Raw genomic sequence first — 16,139 nt, forward strand, 5'->3', positions numbered from 1 at the left:
CGTGCGGCTTGGTGCGCTCGAACTTACCCTTTGCCATTGTTGTATACCTTGAATTTGAAAAGAGGGAGGTAAAGACCTGAGCTTACGCTCAGGCCTTCTTGATCACGGTTTCGGCGATGTTGTTCGGCGCCGGCTCGTAGTGGTCGAATTCCATCGTGAACGTTGCGCGACCCTGGGTCTGCGAACGCAGCGAGGTGGCGTAACCGAACATTTCGCCCAGCGGGATCATCGCGTTGATGACGCTGGCCGAACCGTCACCGGTGGTGTCGGAACCCTGCAGGACGCCACGACGGCGGCTCACGTCGCCCATCACGTCACCCTGGTAATCCTCCGGGGTCACGATCTCGACCTTCATGATCGGCTCCAGCAGCACCGGCTTGGCCTTGGCGAAGCCCTGCTTGAAGGCCATCGACGATGCCAGCTTGAACGCCATTTCCGAGGAGTCGACGTCGTGGTACGAACCGAACACCAGCTTCACCTTGACGTCCACGACCGGGAAGCCAGCCAGCGGACCGCTGGTGATGGTTTCGCGCAGGCCCTTTTCGATCGACGGAATGAATTCCTTCGGAATCACGCCACCGGTGATGTCGTTGATGAACAGGAAGTCGTCCTTGATGTTCGGGGCGATCTTCGGGTCGGCACGGTCTTCAGCGGTGATCGGCGACAGTTCGATCACGACGTGACCGTACTGACCCTTACCACCGGACTGCTTGGCGTGCTTGTAGTCCGACTTGACGTCGGCCATCTGGATGGTTTCGCGGTAGGCCACCTGCGGCTTGCCGACGTTGGCTTCAACGTTGAACTCGCGCTTCATGCGGTCGACGATGATGTCCAGGTGCAGCTCGCCCATGCCCGAGATGATGGTCTGGCCGGATTCTTCGTCGGTCTTGACGCGGAACGACGGATCTTCCTGCGCCAGGCGGCCGAGGGCCAGGCCCATCTTTTCCTGGTCGGACTTGGTCTTCGGTTCGACGGCCATCGAGATGACCGGCTCCGGGAACACCATGCGCTCCAGGATGATCGGGTGCTCCTGCGAGCACAGGGTGTCACCGGTGGTGGTGTCCTTCAGGCCCACGGCAGCGGCGATGTCACCGGCCAGCACTTCCTTGATTTCTTCACGATCGTTGGAGTGCATCTGCAGGATGCGGCCGATGCGCTCCTTCTTGCCCTTGACCGAGTTCAGCAGCTGGTCGCCGGCATTCAGGGTGCCCGAGTAGACGCGGAAGAAGGTCAGCGCGCCCACGAACGGGTCGGTGATGATCTTGAAGGCCAGCGCCGAGAACGGTGCCTTGTCGTCGGACTTGCGGCTCAGCGCAACGGTCTCGTCGTCCACGTCGGTACCGGTCACGTCCGGCACGTCGATCGGCGACGGCAGCAGCTGCACCACGCCGTCCAGCATGGCCTGCACGCCCTTGTTCTTGAACGCCGAACCGCAGTACATCGGCACGATTTCGGTGGCCAGGGTACGGGTACGCAGGGCGTTGATGATTTCAGCCTCGACCAGCTCTTCGCCGCCCAGGTACTTTTCCATCAGCTCTTCGCTGGCTTCAGCCGCGGCTTCGATCATGAAGGTACGGGCTTCTTCAGCCGCATCCTTCAGGTCGGCCGGGATGTCCAGGTACTCGAACTTCATGCCCTGGGAGGCTTCATCCCAATGGATGGCCTTCATCTTGACCAGGTCGATGACGCCCTTGAAGTTGTCTTCGGCGCCGATCGGCAGCTGCATCGGAACGGCAACGGCACCCAGCTTGGCGCGCAGCTGGCTGGCGACCTTGGTGAAGTTGGCACCGGTACGGTCCATCTTGTTCACGAACGCGATGCGCGGCACCTTGTACCGGTTGGCCTGGCGCCACACGGTTTCGGACTGCGGCTGCACGCCACCGACGGCGCACAGCACGAACACCGCACCGTCGAGCACGCGCAGCGAGCGCTCCACTTCGATGGTGAAGTCGACGTGTCCGGGGGTGTCGATGATGTTGAAGCGGTGCTCCGGCAGGGACTTGTCCATGCCCTTCCAGAACGCGGTGGTCGCAGCGGACTGGATCGTGATGCCACGCTCCTGCTCCTGCTCCATCCAGTCCATGGTGGCGGCGCCGTCGTGCACTTCACCGATCTTGTGGCTCTTGCCGGTGTAGAACAGGATGCGCTCGGACGTGGTGGTCTTGCCGGCATCGATGTGGGCCATGATGCCGAAGTTGCGGTAACGCTCGATGGGAGTGGTGCGGGCCACGGGAGCCTCTCAATTTCTTGGAATTCGGATGGCCGAACGCCGCCTTTCGGCGGCCTTCGGATTGGCGCAGCCTTTCTGGGGCCGCGAGGCAGCACCTTAATGGTGCTGCCGTGCCTGTTTTACAAGGCCGTCAAACTCACCAGCGGTAGTGGGCGAAGGCCTTGTTGGCTTCGGCCATGCGGTGGGTTTCTTCGCGCTTCTTGATGGCGCCACCACGGTTTTCCGAGGCATCCAGCAGTTCTGCAGCCAGCTTCTTCGGCATGGTGTTCTCACCACGCTTGCGGGCCGAGTCGATCAGCCAGCGCATGGCCAGGGCCATCTTGCGCGACGAACGCACTTCGACCGGCACCTGGTAGGTCGCACCGCCGACGCGGCGGGACTTCACTTCGACCGACGGAGCCACGTTGTCCAGAGCCTTCTGCACCAGCTCGATGGAGTTCGGGTTCTTTTCGCTGATCACGTCCATGGCGCCATAGACGATCTTTTCAGCGACCGACTTCTTGCCGCTCAGCATCACCATGTTGATGAAGCGCGCGATGGTTTCACTTCCGTGCTTCGGATCCGGCAGGACAGAGCGCTGCGGCGTATTACCTTTACGAGACATGTGTACTTTCCCTTAGCTCTTCGGACGCTTGGCGCCGTACTTGGAACGGCCCTGGCGACGCTTGGCAACGCCCGAGGCGTCCAGCGAACCACGAACGGTGTGGTAACGCACACCCGGCAGGTCCTTGACGCGACCGCCGCGGATCAGGACCACGGAGTGCTCCTGCAGGTTGTGGCCTTCGCCACCGATGTAGCTGATGACCTCTTCCTGGTTGGTCAGGCGGACCTTGGCAACCTTGCGGAGGGCCGAGTTCGGCTTCTTCGGGGTGGTGGTGTACACACGGGTGCAGACGCCACGGCGCTGCGGGCACTTTTCAAGAGCCGGGGAGGCGCTCTTGTAAGTGGTTGCCTGCCGCGGCTTGCGGACAAGCTGATTGATCGTCGCCATCAGTAAGTTCTTCTGAGATGAGGCCGAGGGAAAAAACGGCCATGAGTGCGGAAATGTGCAAGCAGGCCGGTGAAAACTGGCCTGCTGAGACAGACGATTGTAGCAACCCTCTGAAAACGCGGTCAACCGCGCGCACGGAAGGCCAGCCCTGATCCCGGGCCGTTACTGGGGCGCCTTCTCCTTGCCCCCCGTTCAGGTTGTCTACCAGCCCCCTTTCGAGGCCGGCGGGCATCCTACAGCATTGGTGGCGGGAATGCCACCGATGCCGGGTGGGAAGGCACGGCCAACGGCCGTGCCCTACCCCGTTTTCATCACTCGTCGGTCGAATCGACTTCCGGAGCGGTTTCCACCGCTGCGGCCACCGGTGCCGCTTCAGCCACGACCGGCGAGCCGGCCAGGGTCTGCAGCTCCGACTCGGTCAGCCCGGAGGCGTTGCGACGACGGTTGGCGTGGTAGGCCAGGCCGGTACCGGCCGGGATCAGGCGGCCGACGATGACGTTTTCCTTCAGGCCGCGCAGGTTGTCCGAGGTGCCGCGGACGGCAGCTTCGGTCAGCACGCGGGTGGTTTCCTGGAACGACGCGGCCGAGATGAACGACTCGGTCGCCAGCGACGCCTTGGTGATGCCCAGCAGGACCGGGTCGAAACGGGCGATCAGCTCGTTGCGGGTGGTCAGGCGTGCATTTTCCTCGATGACGCGCTGGCGCTCGGCCTGCTCGCCATTCAGGAACTTGCTGCTGCCCTGGTCGGTGATTTCGACCTTGCGCAGCATCTGGCGGGTGATCACTTCAATGTGCTTGTCGTTGATCTTCACGCCCTGCAGGCGGTACACGTCCTGGATTTCCTTGACCAGGTAGGCCGCCAGCGGTTCGACACCCAGCAGGCGCAGGATGTCCTGCGGGCTCGGCTCGCCGTCCACGATGGTTTCGCCCTTGGTCACGTGCTCGCCTTCGAACACGATCACCTGGCGGTACTTCGGGATCAGCTCTTCGTGTTCCGAACCATCGGTGTCCTTGATGATCAGGCGCTGCTTGCCCTTGGTGTCCTTGCCGAAGCTGATGATGCCCGAACGCTCGGCCAGGATCGCCGGATCCTTCGGCTTGCGCGCTTCGAACAGATCGGCCACGCGCGGCAGACCACCGGTGATGTCACGGGTCTTGGACGCTTCCTGCGGGATCTTGGCGACCACGTCGCCCACGCCGACGGCAGCGCCGTCCTGCAGGTTGACGATGGAACGCGGCGGCAGCAGGTACTGGGCCGGCAGATCGGTGTTCGGGATGGTCAGGTCATTGCCCTTGGCATCCACGATGCGCACGATCGGGCGCAGCTCCTTGGCCTGCGAACCACGACGCTTCGGGTCGGTGATTTCACGCGACGCCAGGCCGGTCAGTTCGTCGGTCTTCTCGATGACGGTGACGCCGTCGATGAAGTCGATGAAGCGGATGAAACCGGCCACTTCCGAAACGATCGGGTGGTTATGCGGATCCCAGTTGGCCACGGCCTGGCCAGCCTTGACCGCGTCGCCGTCCTTGGTCGCGATCATCGAGCCGTACGGCAGCTTGTAACGCTCACGCTCACGGCCGTGCGCGTCGAGCACCGAGATTTCACCCGAGCGCGAGACCGCGACCAGGGAACCATTGGCGTGTTCGACCGACTTCAGGTTGTTGAACTTCACCGAACCGGTGGTCTTGACCGTGATGTTGTCCACGGCTGCCGCACGCGATGCCGCACCACCGATGTGGAAGGTACGCATGGTCAGCTGGGTACCCGGCTCACCGATCGACTGCGCGGCGATGACGCCGACCGCTTCGCCGATGTTGACCAGGTGGCCACGGGCCAGGTCGCGACCGTAGCAGTTGGCGCACACGCCGAAGGCCGATTCGCAGCTGATGGTCGAGCGCACCTTGATGCTCTGCACGCCGGCGTCTTCCAGCTTGGCGACCCAGGCTTCGTCGAGCAGGGTGTTGCGGGTCACGATCGGATCTTCGTCGTTGCCCGGCAGGAACACGTCCTCGGCCACGACACGACCCAGCACGCGGTCCTTCAACGGCTCCACGACGTCGCCGCCTTCCACGATCGGGGTCATGGTCAGGCCTTCGGTGGTACCGCAATCCACTTCGGTGATGACCACGTCCTGCGCCACGTCCACCAGTCGACGGGTCAGGTAACCCGAGTTCGCGGTCTTCAGCGCGGTATCGGCCAGACCCTTACGGGCACCGTGGGTGGAGTTGAAGTACTCCTGCACGTTCAGGCCTTCACGGAAGTTCGCCTTGATGGGCGTTTCGATGATCGAGCCATCCGGGCGGGCCATCAGGCCACGCATGCCGGCCAGCTGGCGGATCTGCGCCTGGCTGCCTCGCGCACCGGAGTCGGCCATGATGTACAGCGAGTTCATCGACTTCTGGTCGATGGTCTCGCCCTTGGCATTGACCACCTTTTCGGTACCGATGGTGTCCATCATCGCCTTGGCGATGCGTTCATTGGTACGCGACCAGATGTCGACCACCTTGTTGTAACGCTCACCGGCGGTGACCAGGCCCGACTGGTACTGCTCCTGGATTTCCAGCACTTCGGCTTCGGCCTCGGTGAGGATGCCGCGCTTCTCGTCCGGGATCAGCATGTCGTCGATACCGATCGACACGCCCGCACGGGTTGCGTAGGCGAAGCCGGTGTACATCAGCTTGTCGGCGAACACCACGGTGTCCTTCAAGCCCAGCTGGCGGTAGCTGGAGTTGATCAGGCGGCTGATGTTCTTCTTGGTCAGCTCGGTGTTGGCCAGCGCGAACGGCAGGCCTTCCGGCAGGATTTCGGCCAGCAGGGCGCGACCGATCGTGGTCTCCACGATCGAGCTCTTCTTCTGCTTGTCGCCGTTCTCGTCGGTCACCACTTCGGTGATGCGGACCTTGACCTTGGCGTGCAGTTCCACCACGCGGTTGTCGTAGGCGCGCTTCACTTCGGCGATGTTGGCGAAGGCCATGCCCTCGCCCTTCTTGTTTTCCAGGGCGCGGGTCATGTAGTACAGACCCAGCACCACGTCCTGCGACGGCACGATGATCGGCTCGCCGTTGGCCGGCGACAGGATGTTGTTGGTGGACATCATCAGCGCACGCGCTTCCAGCTGGGCTTCCAGCGAGAGCGGCACGTGGACGGCCATCTGGTCACCGTCGAAGTCGGCGTTGAACGCAGTACAGACCAGCGGATGCAGCTGGATCGCCTTGCCTTCGATCAGCACCGGCTCGAACGCCTGGATGCCCAGGCGGTGCAGGGTCGGCGCACGGTTCAGCATGACCGGGTGTTCGCGGATGACCTCTTCCAGGATGTCCCAGACTTCGGCTTCTTCGCGCTCGACCAGCTTCTTGGCGGCCTTGATGGTGGTGGCCAGGCCACGACGCTGCAGCTTGGCGAACACGAACGGCTTGAACAGTTCCAGCGCCATCTTCTTCGGCAGGCCGCACTGGTGCAGGCGCAGGTACGGACCGACCACGATGACCGAACGGCCCGAGTAGTCCACGCGCTTGCCCAGCAGGTTCTGGCGGAAGCGACCCTGCTTGCCCTTGATCATGTCGGCCAGCGACTTCAGCGGGCGCTTGTTGGTGCCGGTGATGGCACGGCCGCGACGGCCGTTGTCCAGCAGCGCATCGACCGATTCCTGCAGCATGCGCTTTTCATTGCGCACGATGATGTCCGGCGCGTTCAGCTCGAGCAGGCGGCGCAGGCGGTTGTTGCGGTTGATGACGCGGCGGTACAGGTCGTTCAGGTCGGAGGTCGCGAAGCGGCCACCGTCCAGCGGCACCAGCGGACGCAGGTCCGGCGGCAGCACCGGCAGCACGGTCATGACCATCCACTCCGGACGGTTGCCCGATTCCAGGAAGGCTTCGACCAGCTTGATGCGCTTGGTGAGGCGCTTGAGCTTGGTTTCCGAACCGGTGCTGGCGATTTCTTCGCGCAGGCGGGTCATTTCCGACTGCAGGTCGATGGTGCGCAGCAGTTCGTACACGGCCTCGGCGCCCATGGCGGCGTCGAAGTCGTCGCCGTGCTCCTGGCGGGCCTGCAGGAACTGTTCTTCGGTCAGCAGCTGGCGGCGCTCCAGGGCGGTCAGGCCCGGCTCGGTCACCACGTAGGCTTCGAAGTACAGCACGCGCTCGATGTCGCGCAGGGTCATGTCCAGCATCAGGCCGATGCGCGACGGCAGCGACTTGAGGAACCAGATGTGCGCGACCGGCGAGGCCAGGTCGATGTGGCCCATGCGCTCACGGCGCACCTTGGCCAGGGTCACTTCGGTGCCGCACTTTTCGCAGACCACGCCGCGGTGCTTCATGCGCTTGTACTTGCCGCACAGGCACTCGTAGTCCTTGACCGGCCCGAAGATGGCGGCGCAGAACAGGCCGTCACGCTCCGGCTTGAAGGTACGGTAGTTGATGGTTTCCGGCTTCTTCACTTCGCCGAAGGACCACGAACGGATCAGGTCCGGCGAGGCCAGCGCGATCTTGATCGCGTCGAAGTCCAGCGTCTGGCGCTGCTGGTTGAAGAGGTTGAGCAGGTCTTTCATGGTGTTTCTCCGAAAGGAGGAAATCTTGTCGATGGGGCTGTCGATTCACTGCCGGCGGCGCGGCTGCCGGGGCAGCCGCGCCTGCGCGATCAGTTGTCTTCCAGTTCCATGTTGATGGCCAGCGAGCGGATTTCCTTCACCAACACGTTGAAGGATTCCGGCATGCCCGCGACCATCTCGTGCTCACCGTCGACGATGTTCTTGTACATCTGGTTGCGGCCCTGCACGTCATCGGACTTCACCGTCAGCATTTCCTGCAGGGTGTAGGCCGCGCCGTAGGCTTCCAGCGCCCAGACTTCCATTTCACCGAAGCGCTGGCCACCGAACTGCGCCTTGCCGCCCAGCGGCTGCTGGGTGACGAGCGAGTACGGACCGGTCGAACGCGCGTGCATCTTGTCGTCGACCAGGTGGTTCAGCTTCAGGTAGTGCATGTAACCCACGGTGGTGTGGCGGTCGAACGCTTCACCGGTGCGGCCGTCGTACAGCTGGGTCTGGCCACTGCTCGGCAGACCGGCCAGGTCCAGCATGCGCTTGATTTCCGCTTCGGTGGCACCGTCGAACACCGGGGTGGCCATCGGCACGCCGTCGGTCAGGTTGCCGGCCAGGCGCAGCAGCTCCTCGTCGCTGAACTGGGTCAGGTCGACGTGGTTGGCGTGCTGGGTCTTGTCGTGGTTGTACACCTCGTCAAGGAACCTGCGCAGGTCGTTGATCGCGGCCTGGGCCTCGAGCATGCCCTGGATCTTGCGACCCAGGCCCTTGGCGGCCCAGCCCAGGTGCACTTCCAGGATCTGGCCGATGTTCATACGCGACGGCACGCCCAGCGGGTTCAGCACGATGTCCACCGTCTCGCCCGAGGCCATGTACGGCATGTCTTCGACCGGCACCACGTTGGAGACCACACCCTTGTTGCCGTGGCGGCCTGCCATCTTGTCGCCCGGCTGGATGCGGCGCTTCACGGCCAGGAACACCTTGACCATCTTCAGCACGCCCGGGGCGAGGTCGTCACCGGCGGTGATCTTGCCGCGCTTGTCGGCGAAGCGACGCTCGAATTCCTTCTCGTGCGCCTGGATCTGCTTCTGGGCGCGTTCGATGGCTTCCGAAGCGTCTTCGTCCTTCATGCGCAGCGCGAACCAGTCGGCCTTCTTCAGGCCGTCCAGGTAGGCGTCGGAGATGGTGTCGCCCTTCTTCAGGTTGGCACCACCATTGGCGACCTTGCCCACGATCTGCGAACGCAGACGGGCGTAGATCGCACCTTCCAGGATGCGGAACTGGTCGTCGAAGTCCTTCTTGACGCGCTTGATCTCGTTTTCCTCGATCTGGCGCGCACGCTTGTCCTTCTCGATGCCGTCGCGGGTGAAGACCTGCACGTCGATGACGGTGCCGTCCATGCCCGGCGGCACGCGCAGCGAGCTGTCCTTAACGTCGGAGGCCTTCTCGCCGAAGATCGCCCGCAGCAGCTTCTCTTCCGGGGTCAGCTGGCTTTCGCCCTTCGGGGTGACCTTGCCGACCATGATGTCGCCGGCGCGCACTTCGGCACCGATGTACACCACGCCCGACTCGTCCAGGCGGTTCAGCGCCTGCTCGGACACGTTCGGGATGTCGGCGGAGATTTCTTCCGGCCCCAGCTTGGTGTCACGCGCAACGCAGGTCAGTTCTTCGATGTGGATCGTGGTGTAACGATCCTCTTCCACCACGCGCTCGGAGAGCAGGATGGAGTCTTCGAAGTTGTAGCCGTTCCACGGCATGAAGGCGATCAGCATGTTCTGGCCCAGGGCCAGTTCGCCGATGTCGGTCGAGGGACCGTCGGCCAGCACGTCGCCACGCGCGATCACGTCGCCCACTTCGACCAGCGGACGCTGGTTGATGCAGGTGTTCTGGTTGGAACGGGTGTACTTGATCAGGTTGTAGATATCCACGCCGGCGTCGCTGGCGTCGGTGATTTCCACTTCGTTGACCTTGACCACGATGCGGCCGGCGTCGATCTGCACGATCTCGCCGCCACGACGGGCGTTCACGGTCACACCCGAGTCACGGGCCACGGCGCGTTCGATACCGGTACCCACCAGCGGCTTCTGCGCACGCAGGGTCGGCACGGCCTGGCGCTGCATGTTGGCGCCCATCAGTGCACGGTTGGCGTCATCGTGCTCCAGGAACGGCACCAGCGCGGCTGCGATGGACACGGTCTGCATCGGCGAGACGTCCATGAAGTGGACTTCTGCCGGCGGCTTCAGCAGCGACTCACCCTGGAACCGGCACGGCACGAACTGCTCGGTGAGCGTGTTCTTTGCGTCGGTCAGGGCGTTGGCCTGGGCGATGACGTATTCGTTTTCTTCGATGGCCGACAGGAACTCGATCTCGTCGGAGACCACGCCGTCGTGCACCTTGCGGTACGGGGTTTCCAGGAAGCCGTACTGGTTGGTGCGGGCGTACACGGCCAGCGAGTTGATCAGGCCGATGTTCGGGCCTTCCGGGGTTTCGATGGTGCAGACGCGGCCGTAATGGGTCGGGTGCACGTCGCGCACTTCGAAGCCGGCGCGCTCACGGGTCAGGCCGCCCGGGCCCAGGGCCGAGACGCGACGCTTGTGGGTGACTTCCGACAGCGGGTTGTTCTGGTCCATGAACTGCGACAGCTGCGAGGAGCCGAAGAACTCCTTGATGGCAGCGGCGACCGGCTTGGCGTTGATCAGCTCCTGCGGGGTCAGGCCTTCGGACTCGGCCATCGACAGGCGCTCCTTGACCGCGCGCTCGACGCGGACCAGGCCCACGCGGAACACGTTTTCGGCCATTTCGCCGACCGAACGCACGCGACGGTTGCCCAGGTGGTCGATATCGTCGACCACGCCGCGACCGTTGCGGATCTCGGTCAGGACCTTGATCACGTCCAGGATGTCGGAGCTGTCGCCGTGCTCGGCGACCAGGCGCTTGGACTCTTCGTCGTTGCGCTCACCGAAGTACTTGCGGTCGTACAGCACCGCTTCGCCGGTGACTTCCTTGCGGCCGACACGACGGTTGAACTTCATGCGGCCGACCGTGGACAGGTCGTAGCGCTCGAAGGTGAAGAACAGGTTGTGGAACAGGTTCTGCGCGGCGTCCTTGGTCGGCGGCTCGCCCGGACGCATCATGCGGTAGATTTCGACCAGCGCTTCGAGCTGGGTCTTGGTCGGGTCGATGCGCAGGGTGTTGGACAGGTACGGACCACGATCGAGGTCGTTCACCCACAGGGTGCCCACGGCATCCACGCCGGCCTTGCGGAAGGCCTGCAGCTGCTCGTCGGTGATTTCGTCGTTGGCCTGGGCCAGCAGTTCGCCGGTGGCGGCGTCGACCACGTCGTGCGACAGGATGCGGCCGACGATGTAGTCGTCCGGCACGGCCAGGGCGGCAATACCCGAGGCTTCCAGCTGCTTCACGTGGCGCGCGGTGATGCGCTTGCCGGCTTCGACGATGACCTTGTCGCCGTCGGCCAGGTCGAAGTTCAGGGTCTCGCCGCGCAGGCGCTCGGAGACCAGTTCGAGCTGCACGCCCTCATCGGGATTGATGTGGAAGGTGTTGATCTCGAAGAACTCGGCCAGCATCTCTTCGTTGCTGTAGCCCAGCGCACGCAGCAGGATCGACACCGGCAGCTTGCGGCGACGGTCGATACGGGTGAACAGCGCGTCCTTCGGGTCGAACTCGAAGTCCAGCCAGGAGCCGCGGTACGGGATGATGCGGGCGCTGTACAGCAGCTTGCCCGAGCTGTGGGTCTTGCCGCGGTCGTGGTCGAAGAACACGCCCGGCGAACGGTGCAGCTGCGACACGATGACGCGCTCGGTACCGTTGACGATGAAGGTGCCGTTGTCGGTCATCAGCGGGATCTCGCCGAGGTAGACCTCCTGCTCCTTCACGTACTTGATGGCCTTGGTCGACGACTCGCGGTCGTAGATGACCAGGCGCACGGTCACGCGCAGCGGCGCGCCGTAGCTCATGCCACGCTGGCGGCACTCGCGCTCGTCGAAGACCGGGTCGCCCAGCTTGTAACCCACGTATTCCAGCGCAGCGTTGCCGCTGTAGCTGGCGATCGGGAACACCGACTTCAGTGCGGCATGCAGGCCCAGGTCACGGCGCTTGGCCGGATCGATGTTCTCCTGCAGGAACTCGCGATAGGAATCCACCTGGATGGCCAGCAGGAACGGCACTTCGAGGATCGAGCGCTGCTTGCCGAAGTCCTTGCGGATACGCTTTTTTTCGGTGAACGAGTATGACGTCATGGGGTCTCACCTTGGCTGTGCGGGCCCCGCCATGCAGGCGCGACCCGAAGGGAACATGAAAATTGTCAGTTGGAAGTCGCTGGTATTGCCGGCACCAGCACGCCTTCTCCCGCTACTTCCAACTGCCAACTTGCCGGTCAGGGACCGGTAAGTAGCCGGCCCGAGGCCGGTAGAACAACAACGACCAAAGGCCGGGGGCTTACGCCCCCAGCCTTTGCTGCATCGCCGTGATTCGGTGGCGACGCAAGGAGCTGCTTACTTGACTTCGACAGTCGCGCCGACAGCTTCCAGGTCCTTCTTCATCTTCTCGGCTTCTTCCTTCGTGGCCGATTCCTTCAGGACGCCACCGGCTTCGGTGAGGTCCTTGGCTTCCTTCAGGCCCAGGCCGGTGATGGCGCGGACGGCCTTGATGACGTCGACCTTCTTGTCGCCGGCGCTCTTCAGCGACACGGAGAATTCGGTCTGCTCTTCAACGGCAGCAGCCGGGCCAGCGGCGGCAACGGCAACCGGGGCAGCGGCGGAGACGCCGAACTTTTCTTCGATGGCCTTCACCAGTTCCATGATTTCCATCAGGGACTTGGCGGCAATGGCTTCAACGATCTGGTCGGTGGTAAGGGACATTTTGAATACCTTTGGATAATTTTCTGGGTTCAGGTTCCGTCAGGAACCACGTAAACAGCGACTCAGGCGGTTTCGGCAGCCGGCTCGGCGGCGACAGCGCCACCTTCCTGCTTCTCGCCAACGGCCTTGACGGCACGGGCGAACATCGTGACCGGCTCGGACAGGACGCGGGCCAGCATGGCCAGGGCCTGATCACGGGTCGGCAGCGAGGCCAGCACGTCAACGTGGCTTGCCGGGAACACTTCGCCACCGATCACAACCAGCTGCGGCTGCAGCTTGTCGTTGGTCTTGGTAGCTTCCTTGATGACGCGACCGGCAGCGCCGGGCTCGTCGAGCGAGAACGCGAACAGCATCGGGCCGGTGAACTTGGCCGCTGCGGTTTCGAATTCAGTACCCTTCACCGCACGTTCGGCCAGGGTGTTCTTGACAACTTTCAAGAACACGCCTTCCTTACGGGCCTGTTCGCGCATCTTGGTGATCTGCGCGACCGTGGTGCCGGCGTAGTGTGCTGCAATCAAGGAGTGAGCCTTGGCAGCGACTTCCGCGACCTCGGCGACTACTTCTTGCTTCTGGGACAGATTGAGAGCCATTGCACTCCTCCAATTGAACTCCGCTTACGGCTCCTGCCGTGTGCGGTCCTGGGCGGCATCCCTCCTGGACGCCGGGAACATCGGGACGATGTTCCAAGGGTGGGCCGTTCTAGACCTGGATGGCCAACCTGGGTGAACCCAGACGTGCGAAAACCAGAAAAACTCCAGAAGGGCACCATCTACGCAGGGCGGTTCCCGGGGGAATCGATTAAGCGGTCGGCCTGCGCCCACCGCCCCTGCGGTCTTTGACGGCTATCGTCACGGGCAGGCCCGTTCGGATTGCCTTCAAATGTCACGGGTACGTGGCCTGGGCCACGCACCCGCTTGAAACGATTACTTCAGGCTCAGCGACGACTGGTCGACGGTGACGCCCGGGCCCATCGTCGAGCTGACCGAAACCTTCTGCAGGTAGGTGCCCTTCGAGGTGGCCGGCTTGGCCTTGATCAGGTCCTGCAGCAGCGCCTGCAGGTTCGACTTCAGCGCGTCTTCGGCGAAGTCGGCCTTACCGATGGTGCAGTGGATGATGCCGGCCTTGTCGGTGCGGTAACGGACCTGACCCGACTTGGCGTTCTTGACGGCTTCGCCCGGGTTGGCCGACACGGTGCCGACCTTCGGGTTCGGCATCAGGCCGCGCGGACCGAGCACGGTGCCCAGCTTACCGACGACGCGCATGGCGTCCGGGGTCGCGATGACGACGTCGTAGTTCAGATCGCCGGCCTGCATCTTCTCGGCCAGGTCGTCCATGCCGACGGCTTCGGCGCCAGCGGCCAGGGCTTCGTCAGCCTTGGCACCAGCCGGGGCGAACACTGCAACGCGCACGCTCTTGCCGGTACCGGCCGGCAGCACGGTCGAACCGCGGACCTGCTGGTCGGACTTCTTGGCGTCCACGCCCAGGCGCACGGCAACGTCGAAGGACTCGACGAACTTGGCCTTGGTGGCGGTCTTCAGGATCTTGATCGCGTCCTCGAAGGCATAAGCCTTGCCCGGGACGACGGCGGCCTTGATGGCCTTCTCACGCTTGGTCTGTGCCATCTTCTTAACCCTCTACCACAAGGCCCATGGAACGGGCAGAACCAGCGATGGTACGCACGGCGGCGTCCAGGTCGGCGGCGGTCAGATCCGGTTCCTTCGCCTTGGCGATCTCTTCCAGCTGCTTACGGCTGACCTTGCCCACCTTGTCGGTGTTCGGGCGCTTGGAACCGGACGAAATGCCGGCGGCCTTCTTCAGCAGGGTGGTGGCCGGGGTGCTCTTGGTGATGAAGGTGAAGGTACGGTCCGAATAGGCCGTGATGATCACCGGAACCGGCAGACCCGGCTCGAGCTTCTGCGTGGCGGCATTGAAGGCCTTGCAGAATTCCATGATGTTCAGGCCACGCTGACCCAGCGCGGGACCGACCGGCGGCGAGGGGTTGGCCTGACCGGCCTTCACCTGCAGCTTGATGTAACCAACTACTTTCTTTGCCATGTGAATACTCTCCGGGTGCTAGCGCCTTGCGACCACAGGCTCCCCATCGGACCGGGAATGTCGCGTCCCGGCATCGCGTTTTGAATTCATGCAGAAGGCCACCTTGCGGCGGCCCCATGCTTTTGCCAGCTTCCTGGCAGGAAGCCGCGCACTATATCAGATTTTTAGGCGCCAGTATGAATTGGCGCCAATGGGGTCAGACGGCTGCCAGCGAGGCAGAGCCCCGCTCTACTGAGCTTTTTCCACTTGGCCGAACTCGAGCTCGACCGGGGTGGCGCGACCGAAGATGAGCACCGAGACGCGCAGGCGGCTCTTCTCGTAGTTGACCTCTTCCACGACGCCGTTGAAGTCGTTGAACGGGCCTTCGGTGACGCGAACCATCTGGCCCGGCTCGAACAGCACCTTCGGACGCGGCTTCTCGACACCTTCCTGAACGCGGTTCAGGATGGCCTCGGCTTCGGAATCCTTGATCGGCAGCGGACGATCGGCGGTACCGCCGATGAAGCCCATGACCTTGGAGGTTTCCTTGACCAGGTGCCAGCTTTCGTTGTCGATGCGCGGAATGCCGTTCTCTTCGTGGGTCTCGATCTGGACCAGCACGTAACCCGGGAAGAACTTGCGCTCGGAACGGCGCTTCTGGCCGGCGCGCATTTCAATCACTTCCTCGGTCGGAACCAGGACTTCACCGAAGAGGTCCTGCTTCTCATGCGAGACGATGCGGTCGCGCAGGGCCTGCGCCACCGACTTTTCGAAGCCTGAATAGGCGTGAACAACATACCAACGCTTCACAGGTTTCTCCTTATCGACCCAGGAACCACTGGATCGCTTTCTGAATCACGAAGTCAAAACCGCCAAGCAGCAGGCTGAGGATGATCACCACGACCATCACCACCCAGGTCATGCGGATGGCTTCCTGGCGCGTCGGCCAGACCACCTTGCGCAGCTCGAAGCGGGATTCGGAAAGGAATTCGCGGGTGTCGCGACCCTTGGAGGTCAGCATGAACACCGCAAGGCCGGCAATCAGGCCGACGGCGACGCCCAGGCCACGCAGGGGGCCGGACCAGGCATTCTGGGCAGCATGTTCGGGCGCACCGAACCAGAACCAAGCAAAAAGACCCGCAAGTGCCAGGAGCACTGCGGCGGCGTACTTGACGATGTCACCCCCGGTGGAGGTGTCCTTGGTGTGCTCGATCTTGCTGTTCATCCGGCTCTGGCTGCTGAGGCGGCATGGCCGCTGGAAGGGAGAAGTGGCACGCCAGGAGGGACTCGAACCCCCAACCTGCGGTTTTGGAGACCGCTGCTCTGCCAATTGAGCTACTGGCGTACGTTAGAAAACTGCCTTCCCTTAGACGGCGAAGGCGGACCGAGGTTCCCGGCCCGCCGTTCGCGAGACCGGCAGCGCTGTGCTGCCGCCGGTATTGCAGATTACGCGACGATCTTGGAGACCACGC

The 16,139-nt window shown here is 63.3% G+C and carries 11 protein-coding genes and 1 tRNA gene; all 12 read right to left on the reverse strand.

All coding sequences use genetic code 11. The features are described from left to right. Positions 1 to 88: 88 nt before the first annotated feature. The 12 genes from fusA to C2U58_RS19590 all read right to left on the reverse strand — a co-directional run bounded on the left by fusA (position 89) and on the right by C2U58_RS19590 (position 16,012). Positions 89 to 2,230 carry an elongation factor G gene (gene fusA / locus C2U58_RS19535; protein WP_102947315.1) on the reverse strand — a complete coding sequence of 714 codons (2,142 nt, stop codon included), beginning with the start codon at positions 2,228 to 2,230 and terminating at the stop codon, positions 89 to 91. Between the two features lie 136 nt (positions 2,231 to 2,366). Further along, positions 2,367 to 2,834 carry a 30S ribosomal protein S7 gene (gene rpsG / locus C2U58_RS19540; protein ID WP_068849450.1) on the reverse strand — a complete coding sequence of 156 codons (468 nt, stop codon included), beginning with the start codon at positions 2,832 to 2,834 and terminating at the stop codon, positions 2,367 to 2,369. Between the two features lie 12 nt (positions 2,835 to 2,846). Then, a complete protein-coding gene (gene rpsL / locus C2U58_RS19545) occupies positions 2,847 to 3,221 on the reverse strand; it encodes a 30S ribosomal protein S12 (RefSeq protein ID WP_025879344.1) in 375 nt (124 codons plus the stop codon). Between the two features lie 311 nt (positions 3,222 to 3,532). Next, on the reverse strand, positions 3,533 to 7,768 hold the full coding sequence (rpoC, locus tag C2U58_RS19550; RefSeq protein WP_102947316.1) for a DNA-directed RNA polymerase subunit beta': 4,236 nt from the start codon (positions 7,766 to 7,768) through the stop codon (positions 3,533 to 3,535). Positions 7,769 to 7,857: 89 nt separating this feature from the next. Beyond that, on the reverse strand, positions 7,858 to 12,012 hold the full coding sequence (gene rpoB, locus C2U58_RS19555) for a DNA-directed RNA polymerase subunit beta (protein ID WP_102947317.1): 4,155 nt from the start codon (positions 12,010 to 12,012) through the stop codon (positions 7,858 to 7,860). Positions 12,013 to 12,267: 255 nt separating this feature from the next. Further along, positions 12,268 to 12,633: a 50S ribosomal protein L7/L12 gene (rplL, locus tag C2U58_RS19560; RefSeq protein WP_102947318.1), complete on the reverse strand. Its 366-nt coding sequence runs from the start codon at positions 12,631 to 12,633 to the stop codon at positions 12,268 to 12,270. 62 nt (positions 12,634 to 12,695) lie between these two features. Continuing rightward, complete coding sequence (gene rplJ / locus C2U58_RS19565; RefSeq protein WP_070209094.1) at positions 12,696 to 13,223, reverse strand: 50S ribosomal protein L10; 528 nt, start codon at positions 13,221 to 13,223, stop codon at positions 12,696 to 12,698. Between the two features lie 333 nt (positions 13,224 to 13,556). Beyond that, positions 13,557 to 14,255 carry a 50S ribosomal protein L1 gene (gene rplA / locus C2U58_RS19570; RefSeq protein WP_070209095.1) on the reverse strand — a complete coding sequence of 233 codons (699 nt, stop codon included), beginning with the start codon at positions 14,253 to 14,255 and terminating at the stop codon, positions 13,557 to 13,559. A gap of 4 nt (positions 14,256 to 14,259) precedes the next feature. Continuing rightward, positions 14,260 to 14,688 (reverse strand): 50S ribosomal protein L11, encoded by a 429-nt coding sequence (rplK, locus tag C2U58_RS19575; RefSeq protein WP_070209096.1) that lies wholly within the window; start codon positions 14,686 to 14,688, stop codon positions 14,260 to 14,262. Positions 14,689 to 14,916: 228 nt separating this feature from the next. Further along, a complete protein-coding gene (gene nusG / locus C2U58_RS19580) occupies positions 14,917 to 15,477 on the reverse strand; it encodes a transcription termination/antitermination protein NusG (RefSeq protein ID WP_102947319.1) in 561 nt (186 codons plus the stop codon). A 10-nt stretch (positions 15,478 to 15,487) separates the two neighbouring features. Then, on the reverse strand, positions 15,488 to 15,892 hold the full coding sequence (gene secE, locus C2U58_RS19585) for a preprotein translocase subunit SecE (protein ID WP_070209098.1): 405 nt from the start codon (positions 15,890 to 15,892) through the stop codon (positions 15,488 to 15,490). Positions 15,893 to 15,936: 44 nt separating this feature from the next. After that, a tRNA-Trp gene (locus C2U58_RS19590) sits at positions 15,937 to 16,012 on the reverse strand. Positions 16,013 to 16,139: the final 127 nt, after the last annotated feature.

This window comes from Stenotrophomonas sp. VV52 (assembly GCF_002893095.1).
Lineage (GTDB): Bacteria > Pseudomonadota > Gammaproteobacteria > Xanthomonadales > Xanthomonadaceae > Stenotrophomonas > Stenotrophomonas aracearum.